Here is a 16543-nt window from a genome sequence, read left to right as displayed (position 1 = left end):
AAGAGACTTTTTTCATTCTGTTAGAAAGCAAAAACACTATACAAAATCTGTGCTTGCTATGGAAAAGTCAAAGAGTTGAGAGGTGAATGTTTTGCAGGCGGTTTATGAATATCCTCCGAAGCTGTCAAGGGCGGAGAGGCAGGTCAAGGCGGCACATGATATCGAAGAACACAGGAAAATGCAGAGGAATATGTATAAGAATATCCTGCTTGGGGTCGTTATCATCATAATTGGTGCGGTGTTTGCAAGTGCGGTCTTTGCAAAGGTTCTGCTTATACTGCTGGGGGCTTGCAATTGTTCTGTGGGCGGGCTTATGTATTGGTATTACTCGCTTTCACGGGACGCTGATGTTTACACGAGGATATATGAGGATCACATTGAACACTCTCAGCGCATGGGGCTTTCTAAAAGCTATCTGCACATATGCCTTTACTATGACGAGATAGAGAAGTCTTATCAGACAAACAAGGGCAGACTTGTTTGCAAGCTGAAAAATACAGAGAAGTCTAGCTTTGTGGTTAGGGACAAAGAGGGCAGGGAGAAAGCTTTTGTGCCTGAGGACGGTATGATAACTCTGAGCTTTCAGGACACTAAGGGCAAGCTTGTGCTTATCAATGACTTTTATGAGAAGATAGGTTATCCACACAAGGAATACAATAAGATAGAGGACGAGGAGGACGATTATTACTCCGAGGAGGATATGAAGTGGGACAGGCTTCATAAGCATGGACTGTAGTTGTAAACTTTTTGTTAAGCCCTTGAAATGTGGTGCAGAATGTGATAACATATTATTGTATCAATACACTTAAAACACTATGACCGAGAGAGTAGTTTTGCTAAGGGTCTTCAGAGAGAAGCTGCGGCGTGTGTGCGTTTTCTGAAAGCGGCTTTATATCCTGACAAAATGAAGTTCACTTGCGAGTGGTCATGCCGAATGAGAGATAGTCTTTAGTAAGCTTGAACGTCTGTCTGCGTTAAGGACGGGAGAGTGTTGGCTCTTTACTGATAGGTGGTATAAACAAGAATTTCAAAGTCTTGTCCTGTTTAGTCGGGGCAGGGCTTATTTTTATAGGAGGATAAGTAATGAAAGAACAGTTGAAAAGCATTGACGAGCGTGCGAAAGAAGAACTTTCACATATTGATGACGCCAAGCTGTTGGAAGATTTCAGAGTAAGATTTCTTGGCAAAAAGGGAGAGATAACTTCCATACTTAAGCAAATGGGCAAGCTTTCCGCAGAGGAAAGACCTGTTATCGGTCAGCTTGCAAACAAGGTAAGAGCTGATATTGAGAACGCTCTCAACAAGCGTAAGGAAGAGCTTAAAAGCAAAATGGAGCAGGTAAGGCTCACAGAAGAAGCTATAGACGTTACGCTTCCGGGCAAGAAAACAAGAATAGGCAGACCTCACCCTCTGAACGCTACTCTTGAAGAGGTAGAGGAAGTGTTCCTTGGTATGGGCTTTGATATTGTGGACGGCCCTGAGGTAGAAACAGACCATTATTGCTTCGAGGCACTGAATATGCCTAAATCTCACCCTGCAAGAGATACGCAGGATACATTCTACATCAATGAGAACGTTGTTCTTAGAACGCAGACTTCTTCTGTTCAGATAAGAACTATGGAGAAGAGAAAGCCGCCTATCAGAATCATTTCACCCGGCAGAGTTTACCGTTCTGACACAGTGGACGCCACACATTCACCGCTGTTCCACCAGATAGAGGGTCTTGTTATCGACAAGGGCATCACTATGGCTGACCTTAAAGGTACGCTGGAGCTTCTTATGAAGCGTCTTTACGGCGAGGACACTCAGATAAGACTTCGTCCGCACCACTTCCCATACACAGAGCCTTCTGCTGAGGTCGATCTTATGTGCTTCAACTGCCATGGCAAGGGCTGTTCAATGTGCAAGCAGGAGGGCTGGGTAGAGCTTCTCGGCGCAGGTATGGTACACCCTAAGGTACTTGAGGGCTGTGGCATTGACCCTGAGGTTTACAGCGGATTTGCATTTGGTATCGGTCTTGAAAGAATAACAATGGGCAGATACAACATCAATGATATGCGTCTGCTTTATGAGAACGATATGAGATTTTTAGAGCAGTTCTAATGAATGATGTTATAATGCAGAGCAGGCTTTACAGAAAGCTTGTGCCGTCAAAGGCTAAGCTTGTAACGTCGGCGGCTATCAGCACACTTATGGCACTGATAGTAGGCGTTGGCGGTGGGTTATCGGTCATGCTTGTAAAAGAACAGCAGAGTGCATGGGATATGCTCATGCTATGTGGGTTTCTGATGATTTTTCTGGGTATCCTGCTTTTTATCGGAATAAGAGGATTTAAAAGGCAGGTAAAACAATACAGAGGAAACCTTGCAAGACTGGAGCAATTTGACGCTCAGGATATGCTGGCTTTGGAAAGCGAGATAGAGGGAAGCGAGTTCAAATACAAGACCTTTTATCTACTTGACAGATATATGTATGTGCCTAAGGCTAAACTGCTTATAAAATATACGGATATTAGAGAGTTCAAGACCATAGTTCACAGCACGAATGGTGTCAATGACAGTATGAAAGCTGAGATAACTGATAATTTCGGGATAAAATATACTGTGAACATAAAGCGGTGGAAGGATTTTTACATTTACAGACCGCTGTTTTTAAAGGACTTGGACGAGAAGATACAAAACTGCGGTAAATGATAAGATTACGGAGGAATAATAAATGGATTTGTCAATGAAATGGCTTGCAGACTATGTAGACTGCGATATGCCGATAAAGGATTTTGTTTCCGCTCTGACGCTTTCAGGCTCAAAGGTAGAGTGCTTTGAGCAGGAGGGCAAGGATATTTCTAACGTTGTTGTGGGCAAGGTAGTTTCTATGGAGCGTCACCCTGACTCTGACCATATGTTCATCACTAAGGTAGACGTGGGAGAGGACGAGCCTGTTCAGATAGTTACAGGCGCTCAGAACGTTCACGAGGGCGATTTTGTGCCAGTTGCAAAGCACAAGTCATCTGTACTTCACGAGGGCAAGCAGGTGAAGATAACAAAGGGCAAGCTGAGAGGCGTTGCTTCTAATGGTATGCTTTGCTCTCTGGGCGAGCTTGGACTTTCTGTTCACGATTTCCCATATGCTATAGAGGACGGAATTTTCATTCTTGGCGATGACTGCGACAAAACAGTAGGCAAGGACATCCATGAGGCTATAGGATATAATGATACGACAGTTGAGTTTGAGATAACTTCAAACAGACCTGACTGTCTTTCTGTTATCGGTCTTGCAAGAGAAACTGCGGCTACTTTCGGCACTGAGCTGAAAGTCAAGAAGCCTGAGTTCAAGGGCATTGATGGAGATATCAACGATATGCTCAAGGTAAAGATACACAACACTGACCTTTGCAAGAGATACATGGCCGGTATCGTAAAGAATGTAAAGATAGGTCCGTCACCTCGTTGGATGAGAGAAAGACTCAGAGGCTGCGGCGTTAGACCTATCAACAACTTTGTTGATATCACAAACTATGTTATGCTTGAATACGGCAGACCGATGCACGCTTTTGACCTGAGATATGTTAAGGACGCATCTATCAACATCAGAAACGCTAAGGCAGGAGAAACTATCACAACTCTTGACGGCGAGGTAAGAGAGCTTTCAGAAGAGATGCTGGTCATTGCTGACGCTGAAAAGCCGGTTGCAGTTGCAGGCGTTATGGGCGGCGAATACAGCGGCATCATGGACGATACAACTACTGTTGTATTTGAGTCTGCTTGCTTTGACGGCGCAAGCGTAAGAACTACAGCCAAGAAGCTTGGCATGAGAACTGACGCTTCTGCAAGATATGAAAAGGGTCTTGACCCACACGAGTGCTACGAGGCTCTTATGAGAGCTTTCCAGCTTGTTGAGGAGCTTGGTGCTGGCGAGGTCGTAAAGACTTACATTGATGAGAACTATGAGGACGAAACACCTAAGACGGTGGATTTTGACCCTGAGTGGATAAATAAGTTCCTTGGTACTGAAATACCTGAGAGCGACATGGTTGAATATCTCACAAGGCTTGGCTTTGAGATAAAGGACGGCAAGGTAGTTTCACCATGGTACAGAGTGGACATTGCCTGCAAGGCTGACGTGGCAGAGGAAGTTGCTAGACTTTACGGCTACAACAAGATCCCAAACACTATCGTTAGAGGCGTTGCACAGGCTAAGCTCACCGAGGCGCAGAAGTTTGACAGACATATACAGAGATCTATGCTCGCTATGGGTCTTAACGAGATATCTACATTCTCATTCATTTCGCCTAAGTATTTTGACAAGATAAATCTTCCTGCTGATTCAAAACTGAGAAAGACAGTTGTTATCACAAACCCTCTTGGCGAGGACACCAGCGTTATGAGAACGACTATCATTCCGTCTGTATGTGAAGTGCTTGCAAGAAACTACAGTTACCGCAACCCTGAGTGCTATATCTTTGAGAGAGGAAACGAGTATATACCAGTTGAGGGAGAGGTGCTTCCTAACGAGCCTGAAAGACTTGGTTTTGGTTTCTATGACACTGAGACGAAGGCTGATTTCTATGACATCAAGGGTTTTGTCGAGGGTCTGCTCTCTAAGCTTGGCGCACAGAAAGTTGAATTTGAAAAGGCTACTGCTGAATGTAGCTTTGACGAGTTCTACGCTTTCCACCCGGGAAGAGTTGCTGTCGTTAAAGTAAATGGTGAGGAGATCGGCATTTTTGGCGAGCTTCACCCGAGAGTTCTGGAGAACTACGGCATTGACGCAAGAGCTTATGTGGGCAAGATAAATGTTCCTGAGCTTATGGCAAGCTGTGTTGCTCAGAAGACATATAAGCCACTGCCTAAGTATCCTGCCACAACAAGAGATCTGTCTATCGTTTGTGATGACGATATCCCTGCGGCCCTTCTTGAAAAGACTATAAGCAAGGCTGTTGGCTCGATACTTGAAAAGGTAACGCTTTTTGACGTTTACAAGGGCGAGCAGATCGAAAAGGGCAAGAAGTCTGTTTCATACTCCATTTCAATGCGTTCACATGACGGCACGCTTACTGACGAGCAGGCTGACAAGGCTATGAAGAAAGTTCTTGAAGCTCTCAAGGCTATCGGTGCTGAACTCAGAATGTAAAAAATATAGTGCTTGATTTGTATAATGTGCATAAATTTTGCTTTTGGACTTGTTATTTTGAAACAAATGGAGTATAATAATATCAGGCGTATTGCTGATATTAATACATTGCAAAGGGGCTGAGCATAATGCACGAACAAACTATGGAATTTTCAGTACAGCACGACAAGGAGGCTGAGCTGAAAAAGACACTTACAATTATATATGACGCTCTGAAAGAGAAGGGCTATAATCCTATTAATCAGATCGTAGGTTATATTCTTTCTGAGGACCCGACCTACATAACAACATACAATAATGCCAGAAGTCTTATTCGTCATATTGACAGAGATGAACTTTTGCAGGCATTGGTGAAGTCCTATCTTGAGTCATAACTGATATTTAAAGGCGGTAGTTTTTACCGCCTTTTTTGTTTCACGTCAGAATTTACCTGAAACGATTTTTTGTATAAAGCCGTTTTCTGAACATAATAGTATAAGATGATAAGAAAACGGAGGGCTTCATATGAAGATAAGAAATTGCATGGCACTTATTTGTGCAGTTGTAGCGCTCAGTGCTTGTGGCAGGACAGTGATAGTGCGTGAGGAAAATTCATCAGAGGGAACAAGCTCGGCGGTCATCGAGCCTGTGGCCGTGGGAAAGAAAACCGCAAAGGAAAAGATAGATCTTTCGGGGCTTTCACATGACAAGGTCGGATATGGTCAAGGCGTTCTTGTGGACGAAAAGAACAGGACGACTGGTGCGCTTGATTTTAATGCACAATACGGCAAGCTTAACGCAAAGGCTATAAATAATGATGACAAGATATATCTGACCTTCGATCAGGGGTATGAGAACGGATACACTGAAAAGATCCTCGATGTGCTGAAAGAGAAAAAGGTCAAGGCGACGTTTTTTCTTTTGCAGGATTATGCAGAGAAAAATCCTGAACTTGTGAAGCGTATGATAGACGAGGGGCATATTGTGGGAAATCATTCGGTACACCATTATTCTATGCCGACCCTTGGACAGGCGGAATGTGAGTCGGAGATAAAGGATTTCCATAAGTATATGGAGGATAACTACGATTATACCATGACAGTGTTCAGACCGCCTATGGGCGAGTTTTCGGAGTTCTCTCTTGGAGTGACGGCAAACTGCGGTTATGAGACTGAGCTTTGGAGCTTTGCTTACGCTGATTGGGACGTGAACAATCAGCCTGATGAGGGGCAGGCACTTGAAAAGCTTGTGAATGCGGCTCACCCGGGGGCTATTTATTTGCTTCACTCGGTATCGAAAACCAATACGGATATTCTTGGGGAATTTATCGACAGAATGAGGGCTGGCGGATTTGAGTTTGGCTGATAAGAGAATATGATGAAGAGAGGCCTTGTGCCTCTCTTTTTGTTATTTTAGGGACATTTGTAGCTGATTTGTAATATATTAGTCTATTGACAAATTGTTAAAAGTATGTTATATTTTAAATACGAGCAGAAACATGAGTTTCTTTAAGGAGGAAATAAAATGGTAAAAAATAAGGTGCTTACACCTGTATTGGCAGGCGTTTTGGGTCTTAGCATAGTTGGTTCAGGTCTTGGCTATTATTTTGTAAATAAAGACAGTAATGATGGTAAAACTGAGGGTGGCAAGGCTAAGCTTACTCAGGTGGCAGATAATATAAACAACACTCTTGGCACGGCTGAAAAGGCTATCAAGGGCGAACTTGATTTTGCTTACAATGCAACGGCTACTGTTTCATTCGGTGAGGGCTTCACAGAGCAGGCAGGCGTTAGCTTACAGCCTATCTCTGTGACAACTGTTACAAAGCAGAAGGGAAGCAACACTGCAGCAGATGTTTCGCTGACATATGGCGGAAATAATCTTGTGTCTGCTAATGCTATATATTCCAGAGATAACAAGTCGGCTTATGTTCAGATACCTGAGCTTTCTGACGCTTATCTTATGGTTAATGTTGACAGCCTTAAAGACAAGGTAGGCAGTGAGCTTTCTTCACAGGGCATTGACCTTGATTCTCTCTTTGATTCTGCTGAGGGCGCTGATGTTGATTTTGATACTGACGCACTTGAAAAGGATCTGGAGGAATACAAGAAGGTTATGGAGGACTCTTTCCCTAAGCCTGTTGACGGCGAGAAAAAGACCGGTGACATTGACGGAAACGAGTACAGCTATACAACTAAGGAATACACTATCTCAGGCAATGATGTAAAGGCTGCCTTTAAGGCTGTTCTTGACAAGGCTAAGGACGACGCTACGCTTAAAGATATGTTCAGCAAGGCAGGCGTTGCTGACGAGCTTGGTATGTCATATGATGAGATAATCTCACAGTATGCTGATTCTATGGATTCACTTTTTGCAAGTGATAATCTTGACGAAACTGCAACATTTAGCGCTTACTACAGCGGTGACGATCTTGCGGGCTTTAGCTTTGAAAAAGACGGCGAGGGTGCAACTCTTTACACCATTCTTAAGGACGACGTTGTGGCTGTTGATTTTAGCCTTAACATGAGCGATGAGGGCAGTGCATCATTCAAGGGTTCTGCAAATACTGTTGACGGTGTTACAAATGGCAAGTTCACAATGAAAATGGAAACTGCGTCTGATTCAGATATAGACGCTGACAAGACTTCTGCTGACGGTGGACTTTCCCTTGAGCCTACTATGGCGGCTTCACCAAGCATAAACTTTGACACAATGGAAGCTGAGGTGACTCTCAAAGACCTTAAAGAAGAGGGTGACGCATTCTCAGGTACTATCAGATTTGATGTGAATGGTACATCTGATTCTCAGGCTGTATCAGGCTGGGTAGAGCTTGCTTCTGCTTCAACTGCTGACAAGCTTGACCTTTCTGTTGAGTTTGGCATGAATGGCAAGCAGTTTGTTACAATGGCAGTTACAGGAAATAAGACAGAGGCTTCTGACATCACTGTTCCGTCAGGCGACAAGATCTATGACATGACAAATGACGATCAGATGAATACATACCTTGCAGGCTGTGACAGTGATGGATTTGTTGCTAATGTAAAGAAAGTTCTTGGTGACGAGGTCTACAATATGCTTGTAAATGCAGAGGGTGATCTTGAGTCAGATTATGATGACTATGGTGATTATGATGATTATGATGACTACGATTTCTCTGATATTGATATGTCAGATTATGATCTGAGTGCAAATGCATAATAGATAAAAAATTAAGAGGATCGCATTGAGCGGTCCTCTTTTTTTAGCTGATAACACGATAATTCTCGGCTGCTTCTTCTTTTTTTACATACTCGGTGACATTGAGAACTTCCACCTTGACAGGCTTCTGACCCATATTTATGGTGATAATGTCGCCAACTTTCACGTCATATGAAGCTCTTGCAATCTTATCGTTCACAAGCACCTTGCCTGCATCGCAAGCTTCGTTTGCAATGGTACGTCGTTTAATAAGTCTTGTGACTTTCAGGTATTTATCAAGCCGCATATTTTCCTCCTTTGTAGTAAAAAAGACCTAACCCGCAGGCTAGGTCTGAGTGGCATAAGCTTTAGATTACTTGTTTACAGCGTCCTTAAGAGCCTTGCCTGCCTTGAATGCAGGAACTTTCTTAGCTGCAACAGTGATCTGCTCCTTTGTACGAGGATTGATAGCTGTCTTTTCAGCTCTCTCTCTAACCTCGAATGTACCGAAACCTACCAGTGAGATCTTCTCGCCGTTAGCAAGTGTCTCTGATACAGAATCAATAACAGTTGTAAGTGCCTTCTCAGCGTCCTTCTTTGAATAATCGCCCTTTTCTGCGATAAGATTGATCAGTTCTGCCTTTGTCATTGTTTTTACCTCCAAATTATTTTTAACGAATAAAGTTATTCATTCATTTTGCTCTCGCCAATAAGCGTCAAGCTCATTTATGCTCAGGGCGGTCATATCCTGCCCGTTTTGCCTTACAGCATTTTCTGTTTTCTCAAACTTTTCGATATAATTATTATTTGTATCCGTCAGCACTTCTTCAGCATCAAGGTCAAGCTTTCTTGCAAGTGAAGCACAAGTGAACATTATCTCACCAAGCTGTTTTGCAACTACGGCTTTATCACTGTCAGCACTGTTTTCAAGAGCCTTAACAGCATTTTCAAGTGCGCTGATATCATGAGCATTGTCATACTCAATACCTGCTCTTGCTGCACGTTTGCTTAACTTCTGAGCTCTCATAAGTGCAGGAAAGTTCTTTGGAACGCTTTTAAGGGTATCAGAATAAGTTTCCTGTCCTTTGGTTTCTTTCTTGATAGTGTCCCAATTTTTAAGCACTGTTTCAACGTTGTCAGCTTCTACGCTTCCGAAAACGTGTGGGTGTCTGATGATAAGCTTTTTACAAATATCAGTTATCACATCGTCAAGTCTGAAATTGTTGTTTTCAGTCTCGATAACTGTATGGAAAACCACCTGCAAAAGAACGTCGCCAAGTTCTTCTCTCATCATTTCAGGAGAGTCACAGTCGATAGCCTCCATGACCTCATAGACTTCTTCAAGAAAATCTTTCTTGATAGACTTATGGGTCTGGACCTTATCCCACGGGCAGCCGTTCTCACTTCTGAGAATCATCACGATATCCGCAAGATCATTGATATCAAAGCTGTCTTTAGCAAGCAATTCCTTAATTTTATCGCTCATTACATCATTACCTTTCCAAAAGGGTGCTTATTAATAATAAACCATTTTGCTCAAAATTTCAAGGGTTTTGCGGATTTTTTTTTGAAAATATGTAATTTACAATATTTTTCGGCGTTTCGCACAATAAATATAAACAAAAAAAGTACATTGTGCTACCAATTCCTATAGAAAAAAGGGTCACAAATCTATGATTTATTTGCAAATGGGCTATTTTCGTAAGTGTTTCGTGTGACAAAACGGCTGTCACACTGCACATGATAGCGGCGTAGGTGGGCTTTACGAAAATTTCGCTCACTTTTGGTTTTAGATCCGTCATTTTGCAAACTGAGCGTACGGATAGTACGCATATGAAAACCTCTGATACAAGAGTAGAAATAGCTGCTCCTGATATATTTATTATGGGCTGTCTTATAAGTATAATGTTCAGAAATAGCTTGATAATTCCACCTGCTAACATAATTATTATGGCTTTGTGAGGTTTTCCGAGGGTTTGCAGGATAGAAAAGCATGGTGTGGCTATGGCAAGGAATATTACTGCTATTCCTAGTATGGACATTGGCATTATGCAGACTTGTATCTCAGTTTCACGGCCTCCAAAAAGAAAACGCAGGATAGGTTCTGACAAAACTGCTATGCCCATGCCTGCGGGTATGGCTATGATACTGGTGACGATGAGCATTTTTGTAAGGCCTGACTGCATGGCTTTTTTATCGTTTTTGGCACAGCTTTCGGCAAGTGAGGGGAGTATGCTTTTGCCAAACATTGCGGTGATGGTCGGAACAAGACCGAAAACTGTTACGGCAAGTCCTATGTAAGAGCCGTAAATGAAGTTCGGGAGCATATCGGCGGTGAGCTTGTCAGAAAGCAGGCTGTCAAATGTGTGTGGAGAAGCTTTCATGGCGGCTTTGATACACGGATTGACAGTGAGCATATCTATCATGTTGGCAAAGGTAATTATCACTGAGATAAGTGCGATCGGAAGACAGCAGACGACAAGCTTTTTGGCTGTTGCTCCTGTGGGGTCTGTTATGGTATCTCTTTGAAGCATTTGCTTTGTTACGCTGTCGCCTTTGATCTTGCCTGATATGAGAATATACAGGCAGGCGATCGCAGAGGCTATGGACGAACCTAGGATAGCTGCGGCAGCTATAAATGGAAGTGCGGCGGAGGCTGCCTGGCGTGAGTTTTCATAGGCTGTGCCGAATATCATGCCTGTTTTATCATACATATCGGAGATATGATACATTAGTCCGTATGCGAAACCAAGACCGAGGATAAGCTTGAAAAGGGTTTCTATCACTTCTGATACAGCGGTCGGTATCATATTCTGCAAGCCCTCACAGTAACCGCGTTCCACTGACATAATGGTACAGAAAATAATAGATGGGGCAACGCACATGAGAGCATATTTTGTACTTGGCTCGCCGACTACATTGCGTGACAGAAAATCTGAGGTGAGTATCATTACTGCAGCAGCGGCTGCGCTGATGATCGTGAAAAGAAAAAATGCAGTTCGCTTGGTATGACGCATATTTGAAAAGCGTTCAAGGGCATAGTTTTCAGCGGTGAGACGAGCCATGGTGGAGGGGATACCTGAAACGACTATGGCGAAAACTGGTGTGAAAACTGAGAATGCTGAAGCGAAATATCCCATGCCTGTGCCGCCCAGAAGATTGGTAAGAGGTATCTTATAGAGAAGTCCCAGAATTTTTGTTATCAGAACCATTGCAAGCAATATTGCTGAGCTTTTTATAAAGCCTTGTCTTTTCATCTGTCAACCTGCTTTCTGACTTGTTTTTATATGATCTTATGCTTTTATGGTGGGTTTTATTACGGTTTGTCCATATGTCAGGTGGATATGCAGTTGTTTAAATTGCACAAAAATAGAGCTTAGGGTGCTAATACTAAAAAAAGTTTGCGTAAACACTTTATTTTATAGGAAAAATGTGATATAATCATATTATGTATTTTTAAGAAAAAGAGGTAAAAAAGTTATGACTTATAAGTTTTCAGAAAAGGTTTCTCATTTGCAGGCTTCTGCTATCAGAGAGATACTTAAATTTACTTCTGACCCAGAGGTAATTTCATTTGCGGCAGGCAATCCTTCTCCTGAGGCATTCCCTGTGGATGAGCTTAATAGAATATCAGAAGAGATATTCAAGGAAAATCCTATTGGCGCACTCCAGTACAGCCTTACAGAGGGATACACTCCTCTGAGAGATCTTCTTAAGAAAGAGCTTGAAAAGAAGGGTGAATTTGACCCTGAGAGAGATGATCTTATCATCACAAGCGGTGCTCAGCAGGCTAACGAGCTTGCTTGTAAAGTTCTCTGCGACCCAGGCGACGTTCTTTGCTGTGAAGCTCCAAGCTTTATAGGCTCACTTAATGCGTTTAAGTCTTACAATGTTGAGCTTAAGGGTATCACGCTTCATGAAGACGGAGTTGATCTGAAAGAGCTTGAAGAAGCTTTCGCTACAGGCAAGGTAAAGGTATTCTACATCATTTCTAACTTCCAGAACCCTACTGGTCTTACAACTTCTCTTGAAAAGAGAAAGGCTATCTACGAGCTTGCTAAGAAGTACAGTGTTATGATACTTGAAGATAACCCATACGGCGACCTGAGAATAAAGGGTGATGCTATCCCGTCTATCAAGAGCATGGACAAGGACGGTCTTGTTATGTATTCAAGAACATTCTCGAAGATACTTGCTCCTGGTATCAGAGTTGGATACATTTCTGCTCCAAAGGAGATAATCGGAAAGATAGTTGTATGCAAGCAGGTGGCTGATGTACATACAAACATCTGGGCGCAGATGCTGGCTTACAACTTCATGAAGGACAATGATATCGAAGCACATCTTGCCTCGCTGAGAGTGATCTACAAGCATAAGCTCGAACTTATGATAGAGCAGATCGAGAAGAATTTCTCTTCACAGATCAAGTTCACAAGACCTGAGGGCGGTCTGTTCATTTGGTGTACTCTTCCGGAGGGCAGTGACATGACTGGTTTCTGCAAAAAGGCTGTTGCAGAATATAAGGTAGCCGTTGTTCCGGGCAATGCTTTCATGGTAAGCGAGTCTGACAAGACAGCTTCATTCAGATTGAACTTCTCAACTCCTACAGACAAACAGATAATCGACGGCTGTGAGAAGCTTGGCAAGCTTTCTAAGGAAATGTTCGGCGATTAAGATAAAATGAAAAAAGTTCCTTTTACGCCTTTTCAGCTTGTGCTTACGGTGGTAAATACGGCGGCTCTAATGTTCTGCATGGGGTGTGATTGCTTTGTGCTGATAGTGGGCATGACGGCAGGCAGGACAAAGCCTTATGTGGTGGATCTTGTGCTGAGTCTTCTTGCTATGGCGGTGTTTATTCTGCTTGTGTTTTCAGCAGGCAGGATAAATATTTTCAGTGATAAAGCTGACCCCGATGGGGACACTGCACCTGCGGTATCGGCACTTAGGACGTATTTTTGTATCTTGTTTTTTGATATATCAGGAGTGCTGGGTCTTATGCTTGTGGGAGCGTTGGGGGTTGAGTGGGCTAAAAAAGCTATTATAATTTTTGCTCCTGTCGTTTTTGTCCTTGCAGCGATTGTTTATTTTATTCTATCGGGCAGGATAGGTCTTGATGATTTTTCGGATAGTGACGGGGAAGATTGATATTACAATGGGGAGGTCTGTCATGAAAAGTGCATTGAAAAAGGATACTGTCAGAGAGATAAGGCACTCGTTGGGCAGATTTCTCTCTATTTTTCTGATAGTTCTTCTTGGCTGTGGATTTTTTTCTGGTATCAAGGCGACTATGCCTGATATGATAGACACGGCGGAGAAATATTTCAGTGATAACAGACTTATGGATATTAAGTTAATGTCGTCTATAGGCGTTAAGTCTGAGGACGTTGAGGCTGTGAAAAAGGCAGAGAACGTTGAGGGCGTTATGGCGGGATATTCTAAGGACGTTTTCTACTATCATGAAAATCAAAACCTTGTGCTGAAATTCATGTCCTTTAACGACGTTGTTGATGAGAACAGCCCTAATAATCTTGATAAGCCTGTTTTACTAGAGGGCAGGCTTCCTGAAAAAAAAGGCGAGTGCGCAGTAGAGGTAAAAATGAGTTCGCCTAACACCTTTAAGGTGGGCGGAGAGATAAAGATCAACGAGCCTGACTCGTCAAAAAATATAACTGATACTTTGGCAACTGACACATACAAGATAGTTGGTATTGTGGCTTCACCGCTTTATATCGGCTATGAGCGTGATGCGACCACAGTGGGCAACGGAACTGTGGTAAGCAACGTTTTTGTGCCTGAGAGCGAGTTTGTGTGCGATTATTACACTGAGCTTTATGTGAAATTCAAAGGCACTGACGACCTTGACCCGTTTTCCGACGAGTACAAGCAGGCTGTGAAAGATAAGAGCGTTCAGGCGATGGAGTTTTTTGAGGACAGTGTGAACGCAAGGTTTGAAAAACTAAGCAGTGACGCTCAGGACAGTATTGATGTCGCTCAGGAGAAAGTTGACATCTTGAAACAGGCGCTTGCCTGCGACGAAAATCAGCTTACGGAGCTTTTAGCAACGGCGCAGAAGTCGGTAGAGGAAGCTCAGGAGGCTTATGATAAGGCTGAACAGAGTGGTTCTAGTGCAAAGTATCTGGCAAGGTCACAGCTTTTAAAAGCACAACAGCTTGAAGAAGTGGCAGGAAAGCTTCTTGAAGACAAAAAGACAGGAAGTACGGCGGCTTTTGATGAATATAATGGTCAGCTTGCGGCGGCAGAAGATGAGATAGCCGGAGCGAAAAAAGAACTTGAAGCCGTTAAAACGCCTGCATTCTATCAGTATGACAGATTTGAGGCTAGCTCTGATTATAGTTCCTTTTATGGGGACGCTCAGAAGGTCGACTCTATTGCAAAGGTGTTTCCTGTGTTCTTTATTCTTGTGGCGGCGCTTGTATGCCTGACCACAATGACTAGAATGGTAGAGGAACAGAGAACGCAGATAGGTACATACAAGGCTTTAGGATACAGTGGGGCAAGAATAGCCGGAAAGTACCTTTTCTATGCAGCAACAGCGGCATCAGCAGGAAGCTGCATAGGCGTTGTTGTTGGATTGCAGATCTTTCCGAAGATAATTTATAGCTGCTATAATATTTTATATAACATTCCTGATATTGACACACCGTTTAAGCCTGTTTATATGGTGCTTTGCTTGGTGGTGTCGGTTATTTGCACTTGCTCGGCGGTGCTTTACGCTTGTATCAAAGAGCTTAAGTCACAGCCGTCACAGCTTATGCGTCCAAAGCCACCGCAGAATGGCAGGCGTGTTTTGCTGGAGCGTGTGGATCTTATATGGAATCGGCTTGACTTTCTTGCAAAGGTCACTGTGAGAAATTTGCTGAGATATAAAAAGCGTTTCTTTATGACAATCGTGGGAGTGGCAGGCTGTACGGCGCTGATAGTCACAGGTTTTGGTTTGAAATATTCTATAAAGACTATTGCCGAAAAGCAATTCAATGAGATATTTCTGTATGATGGTATTGCGGTACTTAATTCAGCCGATTTTGACGAGAAACAGTTGGAGGACAAGATAAGCAGTATCGCACAGGTAGACAAATCTATGCTTATGCAGAGTACAGATGGCATTGCAGAAAATGAAAGTGAAAACCAGTCTGTTTCTATGATCGTGCCGAAAGCTCCTGAAAATATGGGAGATTATATCGATCTTGTATCTGCTGAGAATGGATCAAACCTTAAAGTGAAAAGCGGTTCTGTTATCATAACACAAAAGCTTGCAAAGCTTCTTGATCTGAAAACGGGTGACACTATTACTATAAAGCTCAGTGGTCATGAGGAGAAAGAGTTCAAGATAGGCGGAGTAAGCAAGAACTATGCTTTGCATTATATTTACATCACTCCTGATGATTTTGAAAGTGTATACGGTGAGAAGCCTGTTTATAATCTTTCTTTTATTGACCTAAAGAAAGACACTGATGAAAACTCTTTCAAGGAACAGCTTATTTCAAATGACGAGTTTTATGGAATAAGCTTTAAAAATGATTCAAGCAGAGGTTTCCTTAATTCTGTGGACAGCCTTGACGCTATCGTTATTTTGCTCATCGTTTGTGCGGGAGGCTTGGCGTTTGTGGTGCTTTACAATTTGGCCAACATAAACATAACTGAGCGTGTTCGTGAGATAGCGACAATAAAAGTGCTTGGATTCTATGACGGAGAGACTTCAGCGTATATTTACAGAGAAAATCTGATATCGACGCTTGTGGGCATTATCGTGGGTCTTGCGGCAGGAAAGATATTGCACTATTTTGTTGTGATAACTTCTGAGGTCGACCTTGTGCTGTTCAACAGACAGCTTGTTTGGTGGGCGTATGTGCTTGGTGCATTGCTCACATTGGCATTTGCATTTATAGTTAATTTGGTTCTTCATTTCAAGCTTAAAAAGATAGATATGGTAGAATCTTTAAAATCAGTAGAATAGACGGAGGTATTATTATGGATATTTTTGAAGAAAACTGCGATACTGAAAATAACTGCACAGTAAGCTATTTTTGGAAAGGTCTTGCACTTTTTCTCCTTGGCGTTATAATTGGTCTGTTTGTTTCGCCTATCAAGAAAGGCGTTACTATCGGTTGTAACAACAAGATAGACAAGGGTGGCTGTAACGATCATTTTGACCCTGAAGAGTATTATGATGATTATAACTTTGATGATGATGAAGATGATTTTGACCATGATGGCGTAAAATTTTAACGAAAGGCGT

The 16543-nt window shown here is 42.7% G+C and carries 15 protein-coding genes; 11 read left to right on the top strand and 4 right to left on the bottom strand.

The window, feature by feature from the left end; translation table 11 throughout:
• Positions 1-82 precede the first annotated feature (82 nt).
• The 7 genes from DW015_RS03840 to DW015_RS03810 all read left to right on the top strand — a co-directional run bounded on the left by DW015_RS03840 (position 83) and on the right by DW015_RS03810 (position 8307).
• A complete protein-coding gene (locus tag DW015_RS03840; RefSeq protein WP_242993213.1) occupies positions 83-736 on the top strand; it encodes a hypothetical protein in 654 nt (217 codons plus the stop codon).
• Between the two features lie 347 nt (positions 737-1083).
• Positions 1084-2103 carry a phenylalanine--tRNA ligase subunit alpha gene (gene pheS, locus DW015_RS03835; RefSeq protein ID WP_022288228.1) on the top strand — a complete coding sequence of 340 codons (1020 nt, stop codon included), beginning with the start codon at positions 1084-1086 and terminating at the stop codon, positions 2101-2103.
• Positions 2103-2693 carry a hypothetical protein gene (locus tag DW015_RS03830; protein ID WP_117904335.1) on the top strand — a complete coding sequence of 197 codons (591 nt, stop codon included), beginning with the start codon at positions 2103-2105 and terminating at the stop codon, positions 2691-2693. The genes pheS and DW015_RS03830 overlap by 1 nt, the downstream gene beginning before the upstream one ends.
• A 22-nt stretch (positions 2694-2715) precedes the next feature.
• On the top strand, positions 2716-5130 hold the full coding sequence (gene pheT, locus DW015_RS03825) for a phenylalanine--tRNA ligase subunit beta (protein ID WP_117904333.1): 2415 nt from the start codon (positions 2716-2718) through the stop codon (positions 5128-5130).
• A 128-nt stretch (positions 5131-5258) separates the two neighbouring features.
• A complete protein-coding gene (locus tag DW015_RS03820) occupies positions 5259-5504 on the top strand; it encodes an IreB family regulatory phosphoprotein (protein WP_022288225.1) in 246 nt (81 codons plus the stop codon).
• A 130-nt stretch (positions 5505-5634) separates the two neighbouring features.
• Positions 5635-6474 (top strand): polysaccharide deacetylase family protein, encoded by an 840-nt coding sequence (locus DW015_RS03815; protein WP_117904331.1) that lies wholly within the window; start codon positions 5635-5637, stop codon positions 6472-6474.
• Positions 6475-6633: 159 nt separating this feature from the next.
• Positions 6634-8307, top strand: coding sequence for a DUF6583 family protein (locus DW015_RS03810; RefSeq protein WP_117904330.1), 1674 nt, complete (start codon positions 6634-6636; stop codon positions 8305-8307).
• A gap of 43 nt (positions 8308-8350) precedes the next feature.
• Here DW015_RS03810 and DW015_RS03805 read toward each other — a convergent pair whose 3' ends face one another.
• From DW015_RS03805 to DW015_RS03790, 4 genes are all read right to left on the bottom strand, one after another.
• Complete coding sequence (locus tag DW015_RS03805; protein ID WP_022288222.1) at positions 8351-8593, bottom strand: RNA-binding S4 domain-containing protein; 243 nt, start codon at positions 8591-8593, stop codon at positions 8351-8353.
• 66 nt (positions 8594-8659) lie between these two features.
• Positions 8660-8950 (bottom strand): HU family DNA-binding protein, encoded by a 291-nt coding sequence (locus tag DW015_RS03800; protein WP_256319968.1) that lies wholly within the window; start codon positions 8948-8950, stop codon positions 8660-8662.
• Positions 8951-8974: 24 nt separating this feature from the next.
• Positions 8975-9772, bottom strand: a complete 798-nt coding sequence (mazG, locus tag DW015_RS03795; RefSeq protein ID WP_117877739.1) for a nucleoside triphosphate pyrophosphohydrolase — start codon at positions 9770-9772, stop codon at positions 8975-8977.
• A 58-nt stretch (positions 9773-9830) separates the two neighbouring features.
• On the bottom strand, positions 9831-11543 hold the full coding sequence (locus tag DW015_RS03790) for a polysaccharide biosynthesis protein (protein ID WP_117904328.1): 1713 nt from the start codon (positions 11541-11543) through the stop codon (positions 9831-9833).
• A gap of 223 nt (positions 11544-11766) precedes the next feature.
• Between DW015_RS03790 and DW015_RS03785 the strand changes: the two genes are divergently transcribed.
• The 4 genes from DW015_RS03785 to DW015_RS03770 are packed head-to-tail and all read left to right on the top strand — an operon-like array spanning position 11767 to position 16533.
• Complete coding sequence (locus DW015_RS03785; protein ID WP_117904326.1) at positions 11767-12960, top strand: PLP-dependent aminotransferase family protein; 1194 nt, start codon at positions 11767-11769, stop codon at positions 12958-12960.
• A 6-nt stretch (positions 12961-12966) separates the two neighbouring features.
• The gene (locus DW015_RS03780; protein ID WP_117904324.1) at positions 12967-13431 is read left to right on the top strand and encodes a hypothetical protein; all 465 of its coding nucleotides are present in this window, start codon (positions 12967-12969) and stop codon (positions 13429-13431) included.
• A gap of 22 nt (positions 13432-13453) precedes the next feature.
• A complete protein-coding gene (locus tag DW015_RS03775) occupies positions 13454-16261 on the top strand; it encodes an FtsX-like permease family protein (protein ID WP_181979825.1) in 2808 nt (935 codons plus the stop codon).
• 14 nt (positions 16262-16275) lie between these two features.
• A complete protein-coding gene (locus DW015_RS03770) occupies positions 16276-16533 on the top strand; it encodes a hypothetical protein (RefSeq protein WP_117904320.1) in 258 nt (85 codons plus the stop codon).
• Positions 16534-16543 lie beyond the last annotated feature (10 nt).

It is taken from the genome of Ruminococcus sp. AF37-20 (genome assembly GCF_003460465.1).
Classification (GTDB): Bacteria; Bacillota; Clostridia; order Oscillospirales; family Ruminococcaceae; genus Hominimerdicola; species Hominimerdicola aceti.
This window is presented reverse-complemented; position numbering and strand designations above follow the sequence as displayed.

Coding starts and splice junctions, on each gene's coding strand:
- pheS (WP_022288228.1), top strand. CDS start 1,084: ATGAAAGAACAGTTGAAAAGCATTGACGAGCGTGCGAAAGAAGAACTT.
- DW015_RS03830 (WP_117904335.1), top strand. CDS start 2,103: ATGAATGATGTTATAATGCAGAGCAGGCTTTACAGAAAGCTTGTGCCG.
- pheT (WP_117904333.1), top strand. CDS start 2,716: ATGGATTTGTCAATGAAATGGCTTGCAGACTATGTAGACTGCGATATG.
- DW015_RS03820 (WP_022288225.1), top strand. CDS start 5,259: ATGCACGAACAAACTATGGAATTTTCAGTACAGCACGACAAGGAGGCT.
- DW015_RS03815 (WP_117904331.1), top strand. CDS start 5,635: ATGAAGATAAGAAATTGCATGGCACTTATTTGTGCAGTTGTAGCGCTC.
- DW015_RS03810 (WP_117904330.1), top strand. CDS start 6,634: ATGGTAAAAAATAAGGTGCTTACACCTGTATTGGCAGGCGTTTTGGGT.
- DW015_RS03805 (WP_022288222.1), bottom strand. CDS start 8,593: ATGCGGCTTGATAAATACCTGAAAGTCACAAGACTTATTAAACGACGT.
- mazG (WP_117877739.1), bottom strand. CDS start 9,772: ATGAGCGATAAAATTAAGGAATTGCTTGCTAAAGACAGCTTTGATATC.
- DW015_RS03790 (WP_117904328.1), bottom strand. CDS start 11,543: ATGAAAAGACAAGGCTTTATAAAAAGCTCAGCAATATTGCTTGCAATG.
- DW015_RS03785 (WP_117904326.1), top strand. CDS start 11,767: ATGACTTATAAGTTTTCAGAAAAGGTTTCTCATTTGCAGGCTTCTGCT.
- DW015_RS03780 (WP_117904324.1), top strand. CDS start 12,967: ATGAAAAAAGTTCCTTTTACGCCTTTTCAGCTTGTGCTTACGGTGGTA.
- DW015_RS03775 (WP_181979825.1), top strand. CDS start 13,454: ATGAAAAGTGCATTGAAAAAGGATACTGTCAGAGAGATAAGGCACTCG.
- DW015_RS03770 (WP_117904320.1), top strand. CDS start 16,276: ATGGATATTTTTGAAGAAAACTGCGATACTGAAAATAACTGCACAGTA.